This is a genomic window from Candidatus Nitrosotalea sinensis (assembly GCF_900143675.1).
Taxonomy (GTDB): Archaea; Thermoproteota; Nitrososphaeria; order Nitrososphaerales; family Nitrosopumilaceae; genus Nitrosotalea; species Nitrosotalea sinensis.
In genome coordinates this window covers 17,582-40,130 of the sequence record NZ_FRFC01000009.1, presented here as the reverse complement: position 1 = coordinate 40,130, position 22,549 = coordinate 17,582, and the positions used below count along the sequence as shown (strand labels likewise).

General features: G+C 36.5%; 29 protein-coding genes and 1 tRNA gene. 14 read left to right on the top strand and 16 right to left on the bottom strand.

Annotated elements, in window-relative coordinates:
• From NSIN_RS09030 to pstS (NSIN_RS09020), 3 genes are all read left to right on the top strand, one after another.
• Complete coding sequence (locus NSIN_RS09030; protein WP_101010958.1) at positions 1-627, top strand: phosphate signaling complex PhoU family protein; 627 nt, start codon at positions 1-3, stop codon at positions 625-627.
• Positions 628-766: 139 nt separating this feature from the next.
• Positions 767-1,921: a phosphate ABC transporter substrate-binding protein PstS gene (gene pstS / locus NSIN_RS09025; RefSeq protein WP_245871961.1), complete on the top strand. Its 1,155-nt coding sequence runs from the start codon at positions 767-769 to the stop codon at positions 1,919-1,921.
• 197 nt (positions 1,922-2,118) lie between these two features.
• On the top strand, positions 2,119-3,279 hold the full coding sequence (gene pstS, locus NSIN_RS09020) for a phosphate ABC transporter substrate-binding protein PstS (protein ID WP_165775302.1): 1,161 nt from the start codon (positions 2,119-2,121) through the stop codon (positions 3,277-3,279).
• A gap of 384 nt (positions 3,280-3,663) precedes the next feature.
• On the opposite strand, the gene NSIN_RS09015 is transcribed toward pstS (NSIN_RS09020), so the two are convergent.
• From NSIN_RS09015 to NSIN_RS08990, 6 genes are all read right to left on the bottom strand, one after another.
• Entirely contained in the window at positions 3,664-4,623 is a 960-nt protein-coding gene (locus NSIN_RS09015) for a transcription initiation factor IIB (RefSeq protein ID WP_101010898.1), read from the bottom strand.
• Positions 4,620-4,871 (bottom strand): H/ACA ribonucleoprotein complex subunit GAR1, encoded by a 252-nt coding sequence (locus NSIN_RS09010; protein ID WP_245871960.1) that lies wholly within the window; start codon positions 4,869-4,871, stop codon positions 4,620-4,622. Before NSIN_RS09010 ends, NSIN_RS09015 begins: the two co-directional genes overlap by 4 nt.
• A gap of 95 nt (positions 4,872-4,966) precedes the next feature.
• Entirely contained in the window at positions 4,967-5,266 is a 300-nt protein-coding gene (locus tag NSIN_RS09005) for a signal recognition particle subunit SRP19/SEC65 family protein (RefSeq protein WP_101010897.1), read from the bottom strand.
• 4 nt (positions 5,267-5,270) lie between these two features.
• The gene (locus tag NSIN_RS09000; protein WP_101010896.1) at positions 5,271-5,651 is read right to left on the bottom strand and encodes a 30S ribosomal protein S8e; all 381 of its coding nucleotides are present in this window, start codon (positions 5,649-5,651) and stop codon (positions 5,271-5,273) included.
• 58 nt (positions 5,652-5,709) lie between these two features.
• Positions 5,710-6,297 (bottom strand): SMC-Scp complex subunit ScpB, encoded by a 588-nt coding sequence (gene scpB / locus NSIN_RS08995; RefSeq protein ID WP_101010895.1) that lies wholly within the window; start codon positions 6,295-6,297, stop codon positions 5,710-5,712.
• 70 nt (positions 6,298-6,367) lie between these two features.
• Positions 6,368-7,027 (bottom strand): chromosome segregation protein ScpA, encoded by a 660-nt coding sequence (locus NSIN_RS08990; protein ID WP_245871959.1) that lies wholly within the window; start codon positions 7,025-7,027, stop codon positions 6,368-6,370.
• A 122-nt stretch (positions 7,028-7,149) separates the two neighbouring features.
• On the opposite strand from NSIN_RS08990, the gene NSIN_RS08985 reads away from it, so the two are divergent.
• Positions 7,150-7,893: a response regulator gene (locus NSIN_RS08985; protein WP_101010893.1), complete on the top strand. Its 744-nt coding sequence runs from the start codon at positions 7,150-7,152 to the stop codon at positions 7,891-7,893.
• Here the strand turns inward: NSIN_RS08985 and NSIN_RS08980 are convergent.
• Entirely contained in the window at positions 7,886-8,392 is a 507-nt protein-coding gene (locus tag NSIN_RS08980) for an Lrp/AsnC family transcriptional regulator (RefSeq protein WP_101010892.1), read from the bottom strand. The two genes, NSIN_RS08985 and NSIN_RS08980, sit on opposite strands and share 8 nt — an antisense overlap.
• A gap of 41 nt (positions 8,393-8,433) precedes the next feature.
• Positions 8,434-8,556: transfer RNA gene (locus NSIN_RS08975), tRNA-Tyr, on the bottom strand.
• Between the two features lie 123 nt (positions 8,557-8,679).
• Between NSIN_RS08975 and NSIN_RS08970 the strand changes: the two genes are divergently transcribed.
• The 7 genes from NSIN_RS08970 to NSIN_RS08940 all read left to right on the top strand — a co-directional run bounded on the left by NSIN_RS08970 (position 8,680) and on the right by NSIN_RS08940 (position 14,801).
• Positions 8,680-9,297, top strand: a complete 618-nt coding sequence (locus tag NSIN_RS08970) for a hypothetical protein (protein WP_101010891.1) — start codon at positions 8,680-8,682, stop codon at positions 9,295-9,297.
• Between the two features lie 83 nt (positions 9,298-9,380).
• A complete protein-coding gene (locus NSIN_RS08965) occupies positions 9,381-9,788 on the top strand; it encodes a translation initiation factor IF-5A (protein WP_101010890.1) in 408 nt (135 codons plus the stop codon).
• Between the two features lie 262 nt (positions 9,789-10,050).
• The gene (locus tag NSIN_RS08960) at positions 10,051-10,734 is read left to right on the top strand and encodes a diphthine--ammonia ligase (RefSeq protein ID WP_101010889.1); all 684 of its coding nucleotides are present in this window, start codon (positions 10,051-10,053) and stop codon (positions 10,732-10,734) included.
• Complete coding sequence (locus NSIN_RS08955) at positions 10,728-12,053, top strand: signal recognition particle receptor subunit alpha (RefSeq protein ID WP_101010888.1); 1,326 nt, start codon at positions 10,728-10,730, stop codon at positions 12,051-12,053. Before NSIN_RS08960 ends, NSIN_RS08955 begins: the two co-directional genes overlap by 7 nt.
• 56 nt (positions 12,054-12,109) lie before the next feature.
• Positions 12,110-12,772 carry a J domain-containing protein gene (locus NSIN_RS08950; protein WP_101010887.1) on the top strand — a complete coding sequence of 221 codons (663 nt, stop codon included), beginning with the start codon at positions 12,110-12,112 and terminating at the stop codon, positions 12,770-12,772.
• Between the two features lie 47 nt (positions 12,773-12,819).
• Entirely contained in the window at positions 12,820-13,980 is a 1,161-nt protein-coding gene (locus NSIN_RS08945; protein WP_101010886.1) for a tRNA pseudouridine(54/55) synthase Pus10, read from the top strand.
• A 113-nt stretch (positions 13,981-14,093) separates the two neighbouring features.
• The gene (locus NSIN_RS08940; RefSeq protein ID WP_101010885.1) at positions 14,094-14,801 is read left to right on the top strand and encodes a hypothetical protein; all 708 of its coding nucleotides are present in this window, start codon (positions 14,094-14,096) and stop codon (positions 14,799-14,801) included.
• Here NSIN_RS08940 and NSIN_RS08935 read toward each other — a convergent pair whose 3' ends face one another.
• Together NSIN_RS08935 and NSIN_RS08930 are read right to left on the bottom strand one after the other, a co-directional pair.
• On the bottom strand, positions 14,802-14,975 hold the full coding sequence (locus NSIN_RS08935; RefSeq protein ID WP_101010884.1) for a 30S ribosomal protein S27ae: 174 nt from the start codon (positions 14,973-14,975) through the stop codon (positions 14,802-14,804).
• Positions 14,975-15,328: a hypothetical protein gene (locus NSIN_RS08930; RefSeq protein ID WP_101010883.1), complete on the bottom strand. Its 354-nt coding sequence runs from the start codon at positions 15,326-15,328 to the stop codon at positions 14,975-14,977. Before NSIN_RS08930 ends, NSIN_RS08935 begins: the two co-directional genes overlap by 1 nt.
• A gap of 94 nt (positions 15,329-15,422) precedes the next feature.
• Between NSIN_RS08930 and NSIN_RS08925 the strand changes: the two genes are divergently transcribed.
• The gene (locus NSIN_RS08925) at positions 15,423-15,971 is read left to right on the top strand and encodes a DUF309 domain-containing protein (protein ID WP_101010882.1); all 549 of its coding nucleotides are present in this window, start codon (positions 15,423-15,425) and stop codon (positions 15,969-15,971) included.
• Here the strand turns inward: NSIN_RS08925 and NSIN_RS08920 are convergent.
• From NSIN_RS08920 to NSIN_RS08910, 3 genes are all read right to left on the bottom strand, one after another.
• On the bottom strand, positions 15,961-17,241 hold the full coding sequence (locus NSIN_RS08920; RefSeq protein ID WP_218192583.1) for an alkaline phosphatase family protein: 1,281 nt from the start codon (positions 17,239-17,241) through the stop codon (positions 15,961-15,963). The genes NSIN_RS08925 and NSIN_RS08920 overlap by 11 nt on opposite strands.
• 121 nt (positions 17,242-17,362) lie before the next feature.
• Positions 17,363-17,791, bottom strand: coding sequence for an FKBP-type peptidyl-prolyl cis-trans isomerase (locus NSIN_RS08915; protein ID WP_101010880.1), 429 nt, complete (start codon positions 17,789-17,791; stop codon positions 17,363-17,365).
• An 80-nt stretch (positions 17,792-17,871) separates the two neighbouring features.
• Complete coding sequence (locus tag NSIN_RS08910) at positions 17,872-18,426, bottom strand: hemerythrin domain-containing protein (protein WP_101010879.1); 555 nt, start codon at positions 18,424-18,426, stop codon at positions 17,872-17,874.
• A gap of 129 nt (positions 18,427-18,555) precedes the next feature.
• Between NSIN_RS08910 and NSIN_RS08905 the strand changes: the two genes are divergently transcribed.
• Together NSIN_RS08905 and NSIN_RS08900 are read left to right on the top strand one after the other, a co-directional pair.
• Positions 18,556-19,572, top strand: a complete 1,017-nt coding sequence (locus NSIN_RS08905; protein WP_101010878.1) for a galactose-1-phosphate uridylyltransferase — start codon at positions 18,556-18,558, stop codon at positions 19,570-19,572.
• Positions 19,573-19,615: 43 nt separating this feature from the next.
• Positions 19,616-20,044 carry a hypothetical protein gene (locus NSIN_RS08900; RefSeq protein ID WP_101010877.1) on the top strand — a complete coding sequence of 143 codons (429 nt, stop codon included), beginning with the start codon at positions 19,616-19,618 and terminating at the stop codon, positions 20,042-20,044.
• Here the strand turns inward: NSIN_RS08900 and NSIN_RS08895 are convergent.
• The 3 genes from NSIN_RS08895 to thiD are packed head-to-tail and all read right to left on the bottom strand — an operon-like array spanning position 20,026 to position 22,525.
• Positions 20,026-20,472, bottom strand: coding sequence for a GNAT family N-acetyltransferase (locus tag NSIN_RS08895; RefSeq protein ID WP_101010876.1), 447 nt, complete (start codon positions 20,470-20,472; stop codon positions 20,026-20,028). The two genes, NSIN_RS08900 and NSIN_RS08895, sit on opposite strands and share 19 nt — an antisense overlap.
• Before the next feature lie 9 nt (positions 20,473-20,481).
• Complete coding sequence (locus tag NSIN_RS08890) at positions 20,482-21,183, bottom strand: nucleotidyltransferase family protein (RefSeq protein WP_101010875.1); 702 nt, start codon at positions 21,181-21,183, stop codon at positions 20,482-20,484.
• 25 nt (positions 21,184-21,208) lie between these two features.
• Positions 21,209-22,525: a bifunctional hydroxymethylpyrimidine kinase/phosphomethylpyrimidine kinase gene (thiD, locus tag NSIN_RS08885; protein ID WP_101010874.1), complete on the bottom strand. Its 1,317-nt coding sequence runs from the start codon at positions 22,523-22,525 to the stop codon at positions 21,209-21,211.
• Positions 22,526-22,549: the final 24 nt, after the last annotated feature.

Genomic DNA, 22,549 nt, shown 5'->3' with positions numbered 1-22,549 from the left:
ATGACTCGCCTAATAGATCCTCATTTGGCAAATCTATCAGAGATGATGAAACAAATGTGCGATCTTTCTATTACTTGTACTAATTTGGCAATTGATTCGTACTTGGGAGGACAAAATGCAAGAAAAGAGGTACATGAACTCTCAAGTAAGATGATGGATCTTTATGACAAAGTAGGGGAACTTACATTTGATATGATTCTCCGCTATCAACCAGTTGCTAGTGATTTTAGATTGATACGCTCTTCACTTGAGATATCATATGGATTTACTAGATTAAGTCGATATGCATATGATATATCCATGGTTAGAGAAACTTTTGGAGATTTGTCTGACTGTAAAAATGAAGTAGTGTACACATTGTCTGGAGAAATAAAACAAATGGTACAACTTGCTGTAGAATGTTTTGCAAAACTTGATCTTGAAAAAGCAAAAGAATTGAGAACTGATGAAGATCTTGTTGATAAATACTATAACAAACACTTGCCAAAACTGATCACACTCAGTAACGTGAAATGTGCGTTAGCTGATGCACTTGTTTTAAGATACATGGAGCGAATGGCAGATCATGCTGCATTTGTAGGTGACTCTGTAAATTATATTGTTACTGGGGCAAGAGCATACCGATAAATTATTTTTGAAATAGTTTTTTGTTATTTGGAATCTATATAGATTTTGTACTTGTATGGAAACTATTATGGCCACGGGTAAATAAGATATTTTTTTCAATGACTATATGACAACCAAAGTCATTTTGGGATTAGCGTTCATGCTACTCCTAATAGTGCCAGCTGCATCATTGAATGCAAGTGCACAAACAAACAGCCAATCTTATACGCTCACTGGAGCAGGCTCAACTTTCGTGTTTCCATTGATGGATACATGGAGAGTCGAGTACAATAAGATACATCAGAACATCAACCTCAACTATCAATCAATTGGTAGCGGTGCAGGAATCAAACTTTTGCAACAAAAGAGTGTTGACTTTGCAGCATCCGATGCTCCATTGTCTGCCTCTGATGCAGCAAATGCACCTGGCGTATTGACCATCCCTGAATCAATAGGAGGAATAACTATTGCCTATAATATTCCGGGAGTAGATAAGGGTCTAAAATTGACAGGTCCTGTTATTGCCAAGATCTTTATGGGAAGCATTACGTCATGGAATGATCCTGAGATTGCTAACCTAAATCCTGGTGTAAATCTACCTGATCAAAAGATAGTTGTTGCACACAGATCTGATGGTTCTGGAACTACATACGCTTTCACGGATTACCTATCCAAAATCAGTCCTGACTGGAAAACCAAAGTAGGTCAAGGAAAAACAGTCCCATGGCCTATAGGTACTGGAGGTTCCGGAAATGCTGGTGTTGCCACCATCGTCAAAACAACCCAATATGCTGTAGGATACATAGAACTTGCATATGCATTTCAAAACAAGATGACATATGCCTTTGTTCAAAATGCTGATGGGACTTCCTTTGTAGAACCAACGATAGATTCAGTGTCTGCAGACGCTGCAGCAGCAAGTGGAAACTTGCCAGCAGCAGATGGTGACTGGAGCCAAGTATCTATTGTGAACCAGCCTGGGAACAACTCCTATCCTATATCTACATTGACATATGTTATGGTATACAAAGATCTAAGCACAGTCAATGGAGAGACACAGGACAAAGCCAATGAGGTGATAAATTTCCTCAACTATATCATACACGATGGGCAACAATATGCTTCTGGTTTGCTGTATGTTCCACTCCCTGATACAATCAAAAAGATTGACGAGGATGGACTTGCTAAAATCACATTCAATGGTGGAGCCGTACCGGAATTTGGCCCGATCTCAATTATAGTGCTTGCAATTGCAATCATGTCTATAATTGCAATCTCATACAGAACAGGATTGAGATTTAGTCCAAAATTCTAAACTCTTTCTTCTTTTTTTAAATAATAAAATTTAGTAATATTATTTTGTCTAATTTACGATCTATTCACAAAATAAAAATTCTATTGTAAATTACACTATTGTATTTCTATATGGTATCATATGATATCATAATGTACAGCTATTTACATGATCTATACCGATTATCTGTAAATAAACAAGTGTCTCATATTTGCTTGATGACAAAAAAGATCTTATTGGGATTAACATTAATGTTAGTCCTAATAGTACCGACAACTGCTCTTAGTGCACATGCAGACTCTACGCCTGCAGCACCTGGTGACAGTGACAAATACAAATTCAATGGAGCTGGATCAACTTTTGCGTATCCTATAATTGACAAATGGAGAGTTGAATACACAAAACAGTATCCTGGAATTTCGCTGAACTACCAAGCTATAGGAAGTGGAGCTGGAATCAAATTGTACACAACAAAGAAAGTAGACTTTGCAGGAACTGATGCACCACTACAAAGTAGTGATATTGCAAAAGCTCCCAAGGGAACACTACACATTCCAGAATCAATGGGTGCGATAGTTGTTGTATACAATCTCCAAGGAGTTCAACAAAATGGATTGAAACTGACTGGAGATGTAATAGCAAAAATCTTTTCCGGTGAAATTATTTACTGGCATGATAATGCTATTGTAAAACTTCAGACTGATCCAAACATTGCAAAAGCATTGAAGGCTGACAGGAATAAAATCATAACTGTTCATAGATCTGACGGTTCTGGTACAACCTTTGCCTTTACTAGCTATCTCTCACAAGTCAGTACCGATTGGAATGGAAAGATAGGAAAAGGAACATCTGTTCCATGGCCTACTGGTATGGGAGGATCTGGCAATGCTGGTGTTGCAGCAATAGTGAAGAAGGTTCCTGAGTCAATAGGTTATGTTGAATTGGCATACGCCAAGACCAATAAATTGGCATCTGGCATACCAATGACATATGCATATATTCAGAATCACGACAAGACTGCATTTCTTGATGCTACAGTGTCTACCACTGCCGCAGCAGCATCTGGTGTGATATCATCACTACCAACAGCAGACGGAATTTGGAGCAACGTTTCCATAAATGATGCACCAGGACCAAACGCATATCCAATTGCGACATTCACATACTTGTTGGTAAATCCAAACCTTGAGCAACTCAAAGGAATGGATGCACAAAAAGCACATGACTTTGTTCATATGCTGTATTGGTTTGTGACTGACGGACAAAAGTATGCTGAAAAACTCTTGTATGTTCCACTACCTAGTGCAGTACAAGAACTGGACAAAAAGGGCATCTCGGAAATTAAATACAACGGCCAGCAAATATGGTCATATCCGTAAAAGGATATCTCTTCTTTTTCTTTTTATTATGATGTACGGTATATAGTAAATATTGTTCTAACATGGATTATGAAATCTGAATAGTTCTATGAATGATACTGGATCTATTTGCATTTTGTTAAAAACTTTGATTTGATATTGTATTATGATGTATAATGCCGGATGAAAGTTGTAGATTCTGTGGAGGGGATCTTGTAAAATATCTCTGGTGTAGTCACTGTAGAAAGGCTATACAGAGAATATGTAAGACCTGCTTCAAGGAGACTTTTAGGCAGCACCATATGTCATGTCTTTCGTTGTCAAAGTTGAAATACTTGACAAAAATAGCCATGACAAACTAAAGTTATTTTTGTTATACATGATAAAAATAAGAAGAAAGGGGGGTTAGTTCTTTACTACTGATTGTCGTAATGTAACTTTGATCTTGTATGCTGTGAGAATTTCCTTGCATCTGTTTCTTATGGTGACCTCTGTTATCCCTGCTACACTTGAGACGTCTCTTTGGAGGATACTTTGTCCAAGAAGCGTTGATGCTATGTACAGGTATGCAGCAGCCAATCCATTTGGAGCCTTTCCGTCTGCAAGGCTATGATCAGATGTCTTTTCTGCAATTTCGGCAGCAAGTCTCTCTACACGGACTTCAAGTTTTGCCAGATTTGCTATTTTTGATATGTATTTCTCAAGAGTTACGGTAGGTGCTGTTTTGGAACCAAGTTCCATCACAAGTGTTCTGTAATATTTTGCTGTCAATTTGACATTGAGCTTGTCTTCTTTTGAACTTCCTGTTGCAGCACAAATCTCATCAAGGGATCGTACTACATCACATTGTTTGCATGCCATGTATATTGTTGCTGCTGACATGCATGCAACTGATTTACCCTTTGCGTCTGCCTGTCCTTGGAAGTTTCTGTATATCATTGATGCTGATTCAGTTACATTTCTAGGCAATGCTAGTGCATTGCACGTTTCTCCAATCTTTGCCAAAATATTTGCTAGTCTTCGCTCTTCTGGAGATGCAACCCTTATTCTGGTCTGCCATTTTCTCAGATTGTACATCTGATTTGCAACATCGTTTGATATGGTTCTTCCACTGAAGTCTTTTGTTCCCATGGCAATCTCTGTTCTTATTCCCAAGTCATGTTGTGCATAACTTGTCTGCCCGGATGCTCTTGTCAACTTCATTTTTTCTTCAGGATTTGTTGCTCTTGATTCAATTCCGTAATCTGGCATCTGTTCCATTGCGACCAATCCGCAGCCAGAACAAATCTTTTCGCCATTATGAAAGTCGTCAATCAAACTAGAACGACATTCTGGGCAATTTGTCTGTAATTCTACTATGGTCATCTTCTTCTATTTCCTTTGAATCTTTTTGGTCTCATCACAGGAGTTTCTTCAACGATGAAAACCTTCTTTCCTATCTGTTTTTTGATATTGTTGGTAAGCGGAACTGCTGAAGCATATGGTGCATCAATAGGACCTATCATTTCTGATACTTTGGCGACTTTGACACCAGAACTGTCCACTAGTATCTGGTTATCTCGTAGATGCTTTGTGAGTCTAATGATGACTCTACCGCTACTCGCTAGATGCAATACTTCGCCTACCTCCTGCAATTGAATCTTCAACAAAATACTGTTATCAATAGAGTTCTGTCAAAATTACTTTAGCTGCAAGCTATAAACGATATTTACTTTGATTGTTTGGCTCTTTTTGCAACCATTTTCTCAGATATTACCGAAATGATTTTTGTTTTAGGTTTGGACTTGGCCACTGCGATATACCCTGATCTTACATAGGGCCTTCTTGGAAATCTTGCTTGATCATTTGTCTCTGTAGGTTCTAGGCCTGCTGCCTTTGCTGCATCAATTAATTCGTTCAAAGAAGGATCAAAGATGCTTTTCTCGCGAGAAACTCTTCTTCCCATTTTTTTTGGTATGTTTTTGTTAAAATAATCAAGCCAGACTACGACATGTTCGTAATCTTTCATGGTATCACTTTATCAAAATAGCATTTACTACGCCATCTTGACCTGGTCTTGAGATTACTTTGCATTGGCCAGCTTCTGTCTCCAAGATTGCGCCTTTTGATATTACTCCACGTCTTTCATAGTCCTTGTTTGATGGATTTTTCAAGACTTTGAGAATCTTTAATTTTTTTACTTTAGAACCTGGAACTGTCAAGTTTACAATGTCTGTGGTTTTAAGGGATGTTTTTTTATTTCCTCCTCTTGTCTTTCGTGTGATTGTTACCTGCTCTCCTGGTACGGCTTCTACAGAATATCTGTCAATTTCGTACTTTCGTCTTGATCTGAGAGGGTATCTTCTACCACCTGTAATCTTACTTGTTGCAAGATTTTCCACAGACTTTTTCATGTTGATTCGATAAAGTATCTCTAATTTATACCATTTACAGTCTAGAAATGGTCTTGTCTTATCCTTGACTTGTTTGAGCCATGGGTTCAGGATCTGGCTGCGGTGGTTGTTCTGTAGCCTGGCTAGGGACTCTTACTTTTGTAAATAATTTCTGTTTGAGAAGATCCTTGTCTCCCTGAATACCAAAATATTTTTGGAACTTTTCGGTAGTGTTGTATATCTTTAATCTTCCAACATTTTGATGTTCGATATAGTCCAGTTGCTGTAGTAATTTCAGATGCATATACACTCCTGATCCTCTTACCTCTACCAGTCTCTTTGAGGAGATTGGTTGCATGTATGCGATATATGACAAAGTCTTTAGTGTAGCCGTTGGCAAAAGTGGTTTTGACGCATATTTTCTTATCACTGTGTTAAATTCTGGTTTTAACTGGAATACATACGAGCCATCAGGCAAGCTTGCTACTTCTATTGCCTTGAACACCGATTTGGTCTTTTTTACAAGATTTGTCATCAATGTCAATGTTTTGGTTCTTGATTCTGTTCCAGATGCCTTTATCAATTCCTCTATGGTCAAAGGCCTTCCTGCAGAGTACAAGGCAGCCTCCAATCTTGCTATGGCATCATCATCATCTATCTTGCCCATGTATGCACAAGTGTAGGTTGTAGTATACTTAAATGAAATTCCTACTTTGTATTGATCTGATTGTAAATTTCTATTTTATCAGAGATACTATGATGTCATCTTCTGTTTGCTCTAGATCTACTTTCATGTCTCTTGCCAGAAATAAAATAGCAAAAAAGCATCTTATGACATCTATTAATTCAAGCTCTGCTACTATGTTCTTAAACGAACCATATCCTGCAGCCTTTATCTTGTTTACTATCAATTCCTCATACTGACCTATTATCTTCTCAAGTGAAATGAAATAATCATCAAAATTTGGTGCCTGGACAGGCTCAAATTCTAACTGTCTTCTACTTGAGCGAGGATTTGCTATTGTGCCTATGAGATTTTCTAATACTGATAATAGTTCATCAAGTGTAACTGGGTATGTGGATTCGTGCCTATATGGCATGTTTATCACTTCAATGTCTACATCTTCTCTCTGTGTGAGAGGTTTCTTTTCCATGGCTGCCTTTTGTAAAGCGAAAATGCTCTCAACTTTCATTCTGTGTATCATGGCAGAAGATAGGGCTGCAATTCCTGCTACTCTGAGATCTTTCTTGTCTGTCTGACTGAGAATTTTGATAAGTATGTCTAAAATGCGTATTACGTCTATGCTCCATACGTCTTTCTTTGAAACATCTAGAGGACTAAATAATATGTTAACAGGAGGTTGGGAAATGCCTACATTTGGATCTTCTTTACTCACTCTATTGCTATTCTGTTTTTGTTTATAATACATGTATTATCTACTCTTTTCTTAGCTCAAGTCAAGAGTTTTCTCTTCTTACATAAGCAAAATATTATACTCGATCATGTACTACCTTAATCATGGAAAAAGATCTGGAGAAATTTGATCTCGCATGTACTTATATGAAAAATGACCAAAATACTACAGCACGTAACATGTTCATGGATCTTGCTCAAAAAGAGATGAAAAATAATAGCTATAAAGCTGGACTGTATCTTATTCTGGCTGCTGAATGCAAGTCAAGACAAGGAAAAGAAAAAAAGGATGAGCTATCACATGCTGCAGATTTTTATCTTAAACTTGCAAAAAAGGATGGTAAGAATTCAAACTATGCATATCAATGTGCTGCTAGATGTTTGCTCAGGATAGGACGATACGATGATGCAATGAAAGCATATGAGGAAGCAAAAAAACACACGTCGGAAATAGCTGATGAAAAAAGACCTATTGTTGTAGTGGATGACAGTCCTGCAATCTTGTTGAGGGTTGAGAATTTTCTCCAACAGCTGGGATGTAGCGAAATACAAACAGTGGGGGACGGAAAATCGGCAATATCTCTAGTTTCTAAACTCATAAAGTTAAAACAAAACCCGATTGTGTTGCTTGATATGGATCTTCCTGATGTAAAAGGTGATGTAGTAGCAAAGAAACTACTAGAATCAAAACCTGATATTTCGGTAATATTGATAACTGCTGATGAAAAATCAACACCGCGTGTCAGAAAGACTATTGGATTTGGCTCTGCTGCATTTGTCCAAAAACCATTTTCCATAAATGAACTGAAGAATGCATTAGATGCAGCAAGATTGTCTGAAATTATGTAAGAAGTAGTAAGGACATATTGAGTAGGTTTACATCTTTGATTTGAATTCCATTCATCTTGTAATCAATTATTTGATCTGAAAATTTTTCTACAATTCTTGCAGATGGATTTTTCTCAGTTCCTTCCATTCTCATAACTACTATCATATTCCAATCCCCATCAACAGTTGCAACAAAAAGATAATTTGGCAGTGTTTTGACGTAGTTTTTTATAGCTTCTACTATGTTGTCCATGGAGCGGGTTATCTTGAGCTTTAGAAATAGTGCTTCAAATTGATCATTGGATGATACGCCACTCAGTACTGCTTTGTATCCTTTGATGATGCCATTTTTTTCTAATCTCTCAATTCTTTTTCGAATAGTTCTATCTGATACATCTACGCCAGAATTTCTTAATTCTATTGCAATCTCTTTAGAAGGTGTTCTGGCATTTTTGTTTAAGATGTTTATTATTTTTTGATCAACTTCGTCTAACGTTGACCAATTCTTATCCTCTGACATGCCTTCTTGTATTTGAATACGAGACTTTTTGAAGTTTATGATGGTCCCACGCGCAGGATTTGAACCTGCGACAACCCGGTTTCTGTAAGCCTGATAGGCTGATGACAGTTAGCCGATGGCCAACCACTACAGCCGGAAGCTCTACCAGGCTGAGCTAGCGTGGGACTGTTTCTCACGCGGTTTTTTCGTATTAAATAACTATCGATGACTGGATTTTTTAAAAAAATTTGGATCTGAATACTAAATTTTTGATCTGATCAAACTACATATAAACAGGATAAACAAGTTTGGATACTGTGTCCGAGGATCTTGCCAAAGGAGGATATGTCTGCATTCCTTATGTGCAAAATACTGATTTTACATTGTTAAGGGATAATTTCAAAAAATCTGATTTTGTAGATGACATGTATTTTGTAACTGCGACATTTTCTGAGGATGGTAGAGCATATTTTCCATCACACTCAAACACGTATCTTCTTGCAAGGTTTAAAGATCGTTCACAAATAATGAGCCAAGTCGAAAAATGTAGTCATGAGACTCCTACTTTTGTGTTTACTACAAATGATGAATTATTTGAGAGATTTACAAACGATAATCTCAATCTGGTGTCAATTTATTATCTAGAATATGGCGATACAATATCTGATTTATCTGAACTTGGATTTATTATTGCAAAACGTAGTAGGGTTAGAAGGGCAGAGATGGGGGATCTTACGTTGTCAACTACACAAATTCAAAAATTCACTTTTCCATATGAAGGAAATTTGATAGTTCTTGAGGTTACGAGTGATAACAAACACCAAGCTGATCACAAATACTGTGAGAAGACAAGAAAAGAGATACAAAGAAAAGGAATTGGAATGAATACTCTTCTTAACTTGTCTGTGATAGAGCGCATCAAATAGGATCTTTCATCTCTACAATGTGATAATTTAGAATTCTAAATACAATAGAAAAGTTATATACTCATCTAAATTCTGTTTTGGTGATGAGCAAACCATCAGAACTTGGTGCATTAAAGATCGGCTCTTACATATTACTCCCAGTGGGAGGTCCAAATGAAGAACCGTGCAAAATTGTAGAATATGATACTAGCAAGCCAGGTAAACACGGAGCTGCCAAAGCAAGAATTGTCGGTGTTGGAATATTTGACAAGAAAAAATATTCGCATGTTTCACCAGTAAGTGCCCAAGTACAAGTTCCACTCATTGATAAAAGAGTAGGTTCTGTGATTTCAAAAACTCCTACTAGTGTACAAATCATGGATTCTGAATCATTTGAGGTGTTTGATGCACAACAAATTGAAGATGAAATTCAGGACAAAGTTGTACAGGGTGTAGATGTTGAATACTGGAAAGTAATGGATAGAACTATTATAGTAAGAATAAAGAGTTAAGCTTGGATGCTGATGATGACGAGAAAAGCCAACTGACGTCATGATGAGGATTATGAGTATTGAAGCATCCTTGGATTTTCATGGTAGAATTAGTTATACGTAACATGTTTGATAAATAAAATATGAAAGGACTCTGCCATGTATGCCTCTCTTCTAATGTGGAACTTACCCTTAAAGAACATCTGGCGTTGTGCGCTGATTGTTATAAACGCGTGACATCTTTGGAAAAAAATTAATTGATTGCGTATACTCTGTAAATGAATTGAAGGTAGCATCATTATTTTCAGGTGGAAAAGATAGCACTTATGCAGTTTACAAGGCTAAAAATCAAGGACATGATATTGCATGTCTTATTTCTATATCTCCTGTATCTGAGGAAAGTCATCTACTGCATTACCCCAATATTGACTTGACATCACTACAAGCAAAGACCATGAATATACCGCAACTGTTATCTCATGCATCTGATGTTGAATCTGAAAAAAGTCAACTTCACAGTCTTCTTGAAAAAGCAATTAAAGATTTTGGTATAGAAGGTGTAGTGCATGGGGGATTGTTCAGTGATTATCAGAGAAAACATTTTGAAAAATTGGGAAATGATCTATCTTTGGAAGTGATATCTCCCTTGTGGCATGTTGATCAAAAAAATTATCTAAAAGAATTATTGGCACACAATTTCAAATTTATTATAGTCAGTGTATCTTCTGCTGGGCTTGATGACTCTTGGTTAGGGAAAGAAATAACTTGTAACGATATATCTACACTTGAAAAACTGTCTTCAAAATATGGTTTTAATCTAACATTTGAAGGTGGGGAGGCAGAAACTTTTGTAATAGACTGTCCGCTATTCAAATCTCCGATCAAAATACTAAGGGCAAACAAGACATGGGATGGCTACAGAGGAAGATTTGAAATAACCGAGGCCGTTTTAGAAAACATATGTTAGATGGATTAAAGACTGGGCTACGAGCCGCATTAAAGAAAATAGTAAACTCATCTGCGGTTGATGAATCTCTAATTAAGGAACTTTCTAAGGATATTCAACGCGCATTATTACAATCTGATGTGAATGTGAAACTCGTCTTTCAAATTACGAAAAATCTTGAAGAACGCTCTCTTAAGGAAACACCGCCGCCGGGGCTATCCAGAAAGGATCACATTGTGAAAATCTTGTATGATGAACTTGCAAAATTATTGGGTACTGAAGAGCAGTATGTGTTTCAACCTGGAAAAGTAAACAAGGTACTTATGCTTGGTATTCAGGGTAGTGGAAAAACTACTGTAACTTCAAAGCTTGCCAAGTTGCTCACTAGACAAGGATATAGGGTTGCAGTAATTGGAGCTGATACCTATAGGCCGGGTGCTCTTACACAACTAAAAACAATGTGTGAGAAAACAAATGTTGAAGTGTACGGAGAGGAAGGGAACAAGGATTCTCCTGAAATTGTAAAAAATGGATTGAAACACTTTGAGGGACAATCTTTTGATATTATACTAATTGATACCGCTGGAAGACACAAGGAAGAAAAGGACCTTCTTGATGAAATGACAAGAATAGGAAAAGTTGCAGATCCGGATCTTGCGTTGTTGATAATAGATGGAACGATAGGTCAACAATGTTACAATCAGGCAGAGGCATTTCACAAGACTGTTCCTGTGGGAGGAATAATAATTACAAAATTGGACAGCAGTGCGAAAGGTGGAGGTGCACTTGCTGCAGCAGCCGCAACAGGAGCTCAAATAATGTACATTGGAACAGGCGAAAGGATAGATGATCTTGAAAAATTCTCTCCTACAAGATTTGTTGGAAGGATGCTAGGGATGGGAGATATTCAAGCACTTCTTGACATGGCAAAAAGATTGGAGACAGAAGGAAATGAAGACAGGCTCAAGAGGATATCTCATGGAAAAATGAATATGGAAGATTTCTATTTCCAAATTGAAGAAGCAACAAAAGCGGGAGGATTACGCAATATTTTAGAAAATATGCCCGGATTCTCTGGAATGGTAAAAGAAGATCAGGTGGAGCAGCAAGAACAACGGATGGAGAAATGGAGGTACATAATACAATCTATGACAAAAGATGAAAAATCTGATCCTGATTTGATAAATGCGTCTAGGGTAAAAAGAATTGCACGAGGTTCTGGATGGCCAGAACATGAGGTAAAAGAATTACTCAAAGCATATAAAAATTCAAAAACCATGATGAAAGCATCTAAGGGAAGACAAATGCAGGGTATGCTTCGCAAAATGGGGCTTGGATAATTACATCCCTTAGGGCGTTGTATCTAAATATCTTGTATTGTATATGATAAAACATCTTGAATACTTATCAGTGCTATCAAGTACTTGGTCTCCAAGAAGGAGCATCAATCAAGGATGTAAAGGCATCGTATAGAAGGCTGGCGTTAAAATTTCATCCTGATAAGAATTCATCAGATCAAGAAAGTACGCAGTTTAAACTAGTTACTGAGGCATACCAAATACTTCGTGCTGAATATAAAAAAGCAATATCGACCACAACTGAAAAACACAATCATTCGAAAAAAACTGGTTTTTCAGAACCTAATTTCTGGGGGGCTAAACAATCTGACAGATCATCAAGCGAAGATTGGACTAGGTATACAAAGTACGCAGAAAATGAATATCAAGATTTTTGGAAACAATATGAACGGACTTTTTGGGAATATTATGAAAAGATTCGGTCTGGAACTAGAGTAGAAAATGAACCCATACGTGTTGAAAAAGACATTGATATCTCTGTAAAAGTTGATCCAGGAAAGTGTATAGCTTGCTGTAGTTGTGAAACTATAGCTCCATCTGTGTTTAGAGTGGAAAAAAATGTCAAGGTCAATCCTAAATCAAAAGTGATTGATGAGCAAGGGGCCCATTCTGAAACAATACTTGATGCTGCTCAGACATGTCCTACAAAAGCCATAAGTGTTTCAGATAAAGAAACTTCTAGACAACTATATCCTTGGTAGGTTGTGCATGATTAGAATTAAAACACCTGATGTAATCTTGTCAGTAATTGAAAGAAAATACATTGGATCAAGCAATTGAAGAAACAAAGCAAATTCTAAGAGAGTATAGACTATGTGATTATTGCATTGGAAGGATGTTTGCAAGCAAGTTAGGTCTTGTTTCATATGACACTCTGGGGAAAAAAATTCGAACGATGATAAAGCAAAGTAGACCAAAATCATGTTATTTATGCAAAAACCTGATGCTTGAGATTGATGTATTTGTACAAAAAATGCTTGACATGTCTAAAGAGTATGAATTTTCAACCTTTCTAATTGGTGCTATATTGCAACCTTCTATTCTTGATAGAGATGACACAATACGTTCAAAATTCAAACTCAAAGGAATTGCAGGAATAAAAAGTGATATCACAAGAGAATTGGGAAAACAGTTTGGAAAAAGAACTAGGACTAAGGTTGATTATCAAAATCCTGACATTGTATTTACAATTGATTTCAAAAAAGATCAATATGATATAAAGCCTAAATCTATTGTATTGGAAGGAAAATATACAAAAAATAATCGGGGAATTCCGCAAAAACAAGACTCTTGTAATAGGTGTGATGGAAAAGGTTGTTTTGCATGTGACTTTCATGGTATATCTGAGTTTAATAGTGTAGAAGGTCAAATTGCTAAATTTTTATTTGAAAAATTTGGTGCGCAGCAAGCCAAAATAACTTGGATAGGAAGCGAAGATGATTCTAGTATGGTACTCGGAAATGGAAGGCCGTTTTTTGTCAAGATGATAAATCCTCATAAACGAAAAATTCATCTGCAAAAAAAGATCAAATTAGACAATATTTCAATTCTTAATCTAAAACCTATATCTAGAATTCCTACAGATCAAATCAAATTCAGAGCAACTGTGTTGCTTGAAATTTCTACTGAAAAAGATCTTCATCCTGATTCTTTGAATGTATTAAAAAGTCTGCAGAACATGCCTATATCAATAGATGAAAACTCTTGGAAAAATCAGAAAAAAATCTATGATGTTGAGGTAAAAAAAATACTTAATAGATCATTTGTTGTCCTTGTTGAATTAGATGGAGGAATACCGATAAAGAGGCTTGTTTCAGGACCTAACGTTGAACCAAATATTAGCACTCTTCTTGAAAACTCATGTCATTGCACAACGTTTGATTTTCATAAAATAATACTCGTTAAATGAATTTCTTGCTTTATTGTGCAAAATTGCTTTAGAAATTTTTCCATTCTTGAACATCCTGTAGAATTTTCCATTCTGTGTCACGCTTTTATTATAGTCAAATTCAATCTTGTTGATTGGATCCTTTACTCAAAGTGCACGAAGCTACAAGAAATGGGCTGATTCCAGACAAAATTCATTCTTTAATAGTAAAAAGATTTGATCTGATTTTGGAAGGAATTCAGAGAATAGAAAAGGCATCAGGAATAAATTTTCCAATAGCATATGTAGAGCCTTCAGTTGTTGTCACTTCTTCATCTGCAGGCTCTTTTGATTATGGAATATTGTTTGCAAGGACAATTCCTGTTATTACTAATGATAAACTCAATATTATAATCCAGATAACTGCACCACTTGTGGCCTATGGACTGAAAGGAACAATTCACGCTATACTGGCACATGAATTTCTACACTATTTGGAGTTAATTCGAAGAATATCAAAAATGGATATTGTATCTGATGAACTAAGTGGTAATCTTTTTGAAAGCAGTTATTCTGATTCTACTAGATTGTCTGAGCCAAGAGCAGTCTTTGATGATAAAACCTTGTTATTGCATATTACAAAAAAATTTCCTGAGGGGTTCCGAGATTACAAGCTTGAGGATAAGGTGATGAAATTGTGGATAGAAAAGAAGCTTCCTGTGACAAACATAGCAATTGACACCAACATTGCAAAGATTCCTGCTGAAATAATTGCAAAAACTACAGTTGATCCAATATTATTGCACAAAATTGATCAAATTGAGCAAAAAACTTCTCGTCTTAGGAAAAAGAGACTATATTGATTATTGATTAAATTCTGTGAATCCACACTTGCCACAACTTCTTCTGTTTTTATGGCTTGACATGAATACTCCTTTACCACATCGTGAGCATTCTCTTCTTACTTTTTCAGCTTTGTCTCCTGAAACTTTATAATATTTGTATACTGATGGGCTGGAACCTTTTTTGCCTGCCATTACTTACTCTCTTCCTTTGGTGTCTCTGCTTGTTCTGCTGGTGCCTCGCCATCTGCTTTTGATGCAGCGCCTTTTGCTTTTTCAATTCGTGCAAACACTGCAGCCTTGAGATGTTCTTTGGCAAGTTTTTCATCATCATAAACATAAAAACTTCCTGAAACTACTGGTCTACCATTTTCATTTTTCAAAAGTACTGGGATTATTATTTTTCCTTCTAGGTTGAATTGTTTAGAAATCATGTCAGCTGCTTCCATTTTCTTGAGTCTTCCTGAAAGACCTTTGAAATTACATGTAATTTCCCTTCTTGACAATAGGGGATTTTTTACATCTCTTGTAATCTCAATCATTGACATGTAATCAAAGTCCTTTTATTAGTTCATATAAATCTTAACGGCTTCCAGATAACAATTTAAGAAATCATTATGTCACAAGTTTGTGGATAGGTTCATGATTCACCTGATAAATTCAGGTTATATTCCATCTGATGCGAAGATACTCCTGCAACAAGCTGACCAGTTGACTGTTGACATGGATGTAATTGTCAGAGACATGAGGGTTTCAACAAAATATCTTGAATTTGATGTATCTGTAAAAAAAGAGGATCTTGACTTGGTCGTTCAAAAGTTCAAGTCAATTGGATCTCTTTATGATGCAAGGCATTTGATTGAAGAACATATTGAGAAAGAAAAAGCACTGGAAAATGCAAAGAAGTATTTCAATGATGAACGATACTGGGAATGTCATGAAGTTCTTGAAAGTGTTTGGAAAAAAACTCACGAGGGAGAAAAAGATCTAGTTCAGGGAATAATTCTTGTTGCAGCAGCATTAGTACATTATCAAAAATATGAAAATGATATCTGCATATCTATTTTGAATAGGTCTATGGAGAAATTTACAAGGGCATCAGGTCTGTATCATGGGATAGATGTTGATAAATTCAGGAAATCTGTCATGAACATGATATCTTCTAAGCGCATAGAATTGATTAAGATTTGATAATTTTTACTGATGATTTTATTACGTCTGCTCCCATTAGCAGGCCCATCTTGCCCTTCTTTGCCTGTTCTTCCGTAAACCTGGTAGTACCATCTTTTTTTACCATGTCTCCTGAAACAAGAACTGGTACTGGGTCATCACTATGACTTTTGTTTATGCATGGTGTGGAATGATCCCCTGATACTACTACTGCAACTTTTGATGTATCTATGTTGTCAAGCAGTGTTCCAAAAAATCTCTTGTCAATTTCTTCTATGTTTTGCATTTTCCCTATTGCATCTCCGTCATGACCAAATTCGTCTGGTCCTTTGATATGTACGTATATGGCATTCTGTGTTTCCATCGCTTTTGCAGCAACACGTGCCTTTTCTTCATAGTCTGTAAGACCCCCTGCACTAAATGATTTCATTTTTAGTACATTTGCAATTCCTATCTCTACTGGCATATCCACTATGCATGAAAATTGCATTTGATGTAGTGTGTTTATTGGAACAACATCTGGAAATTTGTTTCCTGCATCACGTAGCAAGATGGAATTTAACATTTTTTTTCCTTGGTTTTTTCTATTTTGATTTGTATTGCTTTCCTTCATTATTTGAAGAGACTTGTCTGTGAATTCATTTACAAGTGATGCTGATAATCTGGCGCCATCTGATTCGTTTAATGGAAGTGATTTTTCTATTGTCATGAAATCTCCTACTGCTTTGGCAACTCCCATGCCATCTATTCTTGCGTAAGCCGGGTCTGTGTTGCTGATATCTGGTGTTAAAACTACTCCATCACATCTTATTCTTACAATCACTCTGTGTCCTATTGTTGGAGATACTACTACTGATGCCTTTGGATCTGAAAACTTGAGTTTTTGTTCTATCTCTTGTGCTATTGCAAGCGCATCTTCTTTCTCTATCTTTCTTCCTGCTCTTCTATCTGTGATTACCCTTTCATCATTTACTGTGGCAAAGTTTCCTCGTAATGCAAGGTCGCCATTTTTAAAATCAATTCCCACTCCTATTGCTTCAATTACTCCTCTTCCTACATACTGTGTGTTTTCAAATCTGTATCCTAACATGTTAAAAACTGCAATATCTGACTGAGGAGCTATACCTTTTCCGACTGATATCACTTCGCCTATTGTACCATTTCTCGCAAGTCTGTCAAGATTCGGAGTTTTTGCATAACTAAGTGGCGTAAAACCTTTCAGATCTGGATGAGGCAGATCTCCTATGCCATCAAGAAGTACATAGACCATGTGAATATCTGAATTATTCATTTTCTAATCTACATTCTTCCGATTTTTCATATCACACATAAACCTTGATTTTTTTAAGCGATCTAATTTCAAATTATTTGTTTACTGTATCCGCGATATTGATTTGAAGAAATTTGGAAAATTAGGATATTGTTGATATTTTTATCTTAAATGTGAGTCTCTTTCCTGCAAGTGGATGATTCAAATCCACTGATACAAATCCTTCTTGTACTTCTGTTATGGTTGCAGGTACCTTTTCTCCTGTGGGAAGTCCTGCTTCAAACAATAATCCTGGCGCAAGTTCTGCTTCTGGAGGGAATATTTCTCTTGGCACTTTTTGAACTAGCGTTGGATCGTGCTCTCCATATGCATCGGCTGGAGATATGCTGAATTGTTTTTCTTCTCCTTCGATCATTCCAATTACTGCATCGTCAAATCCCTTTATGACTTGACCACTTCCTACCTCAAATTCAAGTGGTTTTCCATGTTCAGTTGAACTATCAAAAATTGTTCCATCATCGAGAGTCCCAGTGTACTCGATTCTGACTCTGTTTCCGGTCTTTATGCTCATTGTATCACTATTCCGTCTTGTCTGTATAAACTTGTATGGTTAACATCGCATTCTTCATGAAATCTTGATTTTGGCTTCTATTATTCTTGAGGTGGAAATTGCTTTGCAAACTCATCTGCAAATTTCTCATAATCTTCTCTTTTTTTGCCTATTTCTTTGAGTTTTACATCTTCTACTTCTTGCAGGCTCTTGTTAACTTGGTCTACATCATTTCTGAGGGCCATTTCTGCCATCTCAAATAATCTATTGTTTTCCTTCCATAGGTGTTGTACTACATGATTGATGTATTCTTGCATGTCTGTTATCAATTGGGTTGCATCTCCACTTTGGAGATATATCTTGGATGATGCATCCATCCTGGTTGCTATTTTCCTTGTCACCTCATGTTCCATCAGCATCACTGCTATGGGTCCTGAGTTTCTTGGCATTCCTTTCTTCTCAAGTTCAGGAAACAAAGAATTTTCTTCTTTACCGTGATGACACACATCTGTGAAATTAATTGAAAAATCAATAACTTGGTTTAGTATTGGCTCTGGTATGGTTGTTCCTGATTTAAGTAAAGGAATTGTAGACCACATTGATTTGAGAACTTTTTCAATCAGGGCATGATCTTTTCTTAGCGATGTGGTAGACATGAATCGATCTATTAGATCTGATCTTCCAATTTAAGTTTAATTTTTTATGCAAGTCAAAACTGCACTGCATTTGAGCATATGTTCGATCTCTGCAAAGGTTTTAAATTGCTAGATCCAAACTGTAGCAGTATGGGGGACTTACGAAAAGACTATTCTATAGATCGGTTTGTAATAACATCGCCTGAAAATCATGCTATAGCGGATTCAAAAAAATGTCCGTATTGTCCTGGGAATGAGTCTATGACAAATCCATCTACGCTTTCACTTGTCGCAAAAGATGGAATGTTACAGAGACTTCAGGATACTGAAGATAATTATGTTCAAAATTGGTCTGTACGTGTATTTGAAAGTAAAAATCCTATAGTAACTACTACCTCTGAAAACTCGTATAGTGATAGGCCTCTTTACAGTGAACCTGCATATGGCTATCATTACGTGGTTGTCGCATCTGAAAAACACAAAGATTCTCTTGCTACAATTTCTACAGAGCAATGGTCTAATGTGCTTGTAGTAATACAGGACAGGCTCCGGTGGTTATACACACAACGTGGTGTAACATATGTGTCAATATACGTAGATCATGGAAAAGAGGCGGGGGGTTCTACTACTCATGCGCATCTTAATGTAGTTACATTCTCCACAATTCCTCCTGTCATAGAACAAGAAGCAGAGGCTGCACACAAAATATTGAATGAAAAAGGAATATGTCCAATGTGTCAAACTGTTAGTACTGAAACAGGAGGACCGAGACAAATACTGCAAACTGAAGGTTTTATTGCATTTTGTCCATGGGCTCCATCTCATCCTTATGAGTTCTGGATATATCCGAAAAAACATATTACAAGTTTCTCGAAAATAACTCAAAAAGAGATAAACGATTTATCTTTAATATTGCGTGCTACTTTGGGAGGGCTTGCAAATACTATGAAAAACTTATCCTACAACATGGTATTTCACTTGTCACCTGAAAAGAAAAATAATCGCCAAATCCATTGGCATATAGAAGTATATCCACAAGCTGATCCTTGGTCTGGATTGGAAAGAGGGTATGGTGTATTTCTTAACAAGGTCACACCTGAAAAAGCTGCAGAAGAACTTGGTTCCGCATGTAGAAAGGAACTTGCAAATCTTGTTGGAATAGTATAGTACAATCATTTGGTTTATTTATTGATCTGAGAGATAGAATCTCGTGGCAATTGAAAAATGGGTGGCTGCTGCAAGTCTTGGTCTATTTGCAATGTTTGTAGCTCAAATGATATCTATCTGTGTATATCTCTCTAACCCTTCTCATGATATTGACGCATCTTCACAAATTAAAGAATTCATATCAATCAGTGTGGCCCCTGCACTGGTTCTTGCAGGTTCTTCTTTCATTCTTGCAAGAAGATACGGTTCACGATTATCTGGTTCTCTTTTAATCTCTGGCGGAGTGATCACGATTCTGGGAATGTACTACATTGGTACTATGATCCCAAAGATTGTTCCTGCATATGTTGTACCTGAACTTACATTTTCTCCAATTGTCTTTTCTGCTACGTCTATTCCAGTTATTGTCATAGGAGCTATGTTATTTAGGGTAAAACCAAAGCCCCAAAGAGATTATTTCTTTGATAGATGATCAAATCTCATAGAGTTTGAATGTCTTTTGAATCCAATTTTTTCATAAAACTGCGTCAATTCATCTGTACAATCTAAAATTGTCTTGTAACAACCTTGTCTCTCTGCATATTTTAGGAGTTCTGAAACTATCTTTTGTCCTACTCCTTTTCCCTGGAACTCTCTTTTTACTGCCACATCTTCAATGTGACCAACCTTGCCTCCATCATGAATAAATTTTTGTTCTATTAAGATACTTGCAGTACCTATTATCTCATTGTTCTTTATCGCAACATATGTTATTTGATGTGGATTTTTTGATATTTTATCGAAAATCATATTTGCTTTTTTTGGTTTTAGGTCGCTTGTTTTTCTAAGAGAATCAAGCGATGACAGGAATCCATTATGAATGTCTTTTTTCTGTAGTTTGCGAATCTTTATTGTTGACATATTCTCGGTCTAAATCCGACCCAATCTAGTGATATATTGTTGGTAGGCTCGTCTATATGACATCTTATCGCCTATGTCGATAAATCCGCTCTTTATGAGGTATCCTCCTACTTTATTCTTCTTGGCAATGGCATTGCGTATGACATCATCCATTCCATATGGTTTGTTTTGAGGTATGAATTTGAATATTCCTGGTTCCATGACGTAACATCCTATGTTTATGTTTCCAGTTACTTCTGGTTTTTCACGCCATGCTTTTACTGTTCCTGATTTGTCAGTTTCTATGAATCCGTATTGTAATTTGGTTTTGTATTCAAACAACCCCATGGTAGCAAATGATTTTTTTCTACGATGGACATCTATCATGTTTTTTAAATTAAAGTCAAATATTGAATCTCCGTACAAACAGACAAAAGTATCATCGATGAATTCTTCTGCTGTCTTTAATTGACCTGCAGTAGCAAGAGGTCTGTCTGCAACTGCATATTCTATTTTTACTCCAAATCTACTTCCATCTTCAAAATAATCCTCAATTGTTTTTCTTAAATAGCTAACACAAAGTACAAAAGAATCAATTCCTCCTTTTTTTACCCATTCTATTAGGTGTTCTAAAAGTGGCTTTTCTCCTAGAGGGAGCATTGCTTTTGGGAGAAATATTGTATATGGTTGAAGTCTTGTACCAAGACCGCCAGCTAAGATTACTGCTTTCACACTGAACTTTCTGAATTTCTGGTATTTATGTTGAAGGATGAATTTGTGTTATTTTCAACGTTTTCTTTAACACATCTTCTGGATTTCTTCCAAAAACTATGATCATTGCCTCTTTTCCAAAATCTCCTTTGTGAAATACAATGTCTGGAGCAACCTGCAACTCTGATATTGCAGTTTTGATACCCCATGATATTGTGCTTCCTTCTCTCTCTTTGTTCTCTTGAGTTTCCTTGTTTCTGTCATATGATGCAACCTTCAATCCGTTTGTCATGGCTTTTCTGATTATTCTTTCATCATACTTCAGGTTGATACCAGACCTGAATGATGGAAATTTTTTTGCCATTTCTAATACTGCCGATGCAACATGCTTTGATCCTCCATACTTTAGATTGCCTGCAACAGTTCCAACTCTTCCTGTTTTTACAATTCTTCCCTCTAATCCCATGATATCTTTTAGTGATGATGGATTTAGTTTGGAGTATACAAAATTTGTTTGGCACTCTGGAATATGTTCTGATATGGACGGTATTGAGCAAAATTCTGTAATTGCACGATGTAATTCGTTTTCGATCTTGTCTCTAATACTAGTGATCTGCACACCTCTTCCAATTTTTACTGAGTTTTTCATAGATTGTATGGTGAAAAGACGGGCAGAATCTGTTGCGTTTGCAAGGTCTTTTCCAATTGCAATATTTGCACACAATGATGCTGAAAAAGTACAGCCGCCTCCATGGTTACCAAAGCTCATTCTTTCATGATGATATGTATGAAATCTTTTGCCAGCCAATAGTATGTCTGTAATCTTGTCATTTTCGACAAGATGACCTCCTTTTATTATGACATTTTTTGCTCCCATTTCCTGAATCTTTATGGCTGCATTTTTCATATCCTTCATTGATTTTATTTTTATTCTGGTGATTTTCTGAGCTTCTATGGTATTTGGTGTAATTACATGTGACATTGGTATCAAAAATTTCTTAAAATCTTTCAATGCACTTGACATTTGGAGAATTCCACCAGTTGTGGAATTGAATATGGGATCGAGAATTATGGGAATTTTGATATTTTTAAGTTCTGAATGTATTGCTTGAATTGTCTGCTTGTTGTATACCATGCCAATTTTTATTGCTTCTACTTTAAAGTCCTCTAAAATTGATCTTATCTGGCTTTTTACAAGTGATGGTGCCACCGGTTTTACATCAAAAAACTTGGATGTGTTTTGGCTTGTGACTGCAGTAACTACACATAATCCGTACACTCCGTGAGACTGGAATGTCTTGATATCACCTTGAATGCCTGCACCTGAGGACGGATCAGAACCGGCAATAGATAACACATTCATGATCTTTGGTTTAGAAACTCACGT